The organism is Nocardia spongicola (genome assembly GCF_047200775.1).
Lineage (GTDB): Bacteria > Actinomycetota > Actinomycetes > Mycobacteriales > Mycobacteriaceae > Nocardia.
On sequence record NZ_JBJZOO010000064.1, the window covers coordinates 1 to 463 of the forward strand.

Sequence of the window (463 nt, forward strand, 5' to 3'; positions counted from 1 at the left end):
AGTCAACAAGGTCAAACTGGAAATCAATCTGCCGCAGAACATCGACAGTAATATCGGCTCGTCCATGGGTGGTTCCGTCTTCGCCTACGAATCGCACTACTGCGCCGCCGACCGCCCGAACAATCCGACCGCACTGGCCTGCGGCTGGATCTCCTCCGGTATCAGGGTCTTCGACGTCCGCGACCCGTTCGCCATCCGCGAGATCGCCTATTACAACCCACCCGCTCGCACCGGGCAGAACCTCAGCCTGTGGAACTCGCCCCACGCACTCGCCTCGATCATCGGCGTCCCGCTGATGAGCACGCCGCCTGTCATCCGTGCCGTACTGGAAGGACAGTTCAACCCGCTCGACTTCACCACCCCACGCACCGGCCGCCTCGCTTTCGGGGACATGTCCACGGACTGGTGCTTCTCACCGCCGGAGTGGCGCGGTTCGCAACTCTATGTCGCCTGCTCGGACAAT

General features: G+C 62.4%; 1 pseudogene. It reads left to right on the forward strand.

The window, feature by feature from the left end:
• A pseudogene (locus ACL02S_RS24210) lies at positions 1-463 on the forward strand (hypothetical protein); the annotation flags it as partial.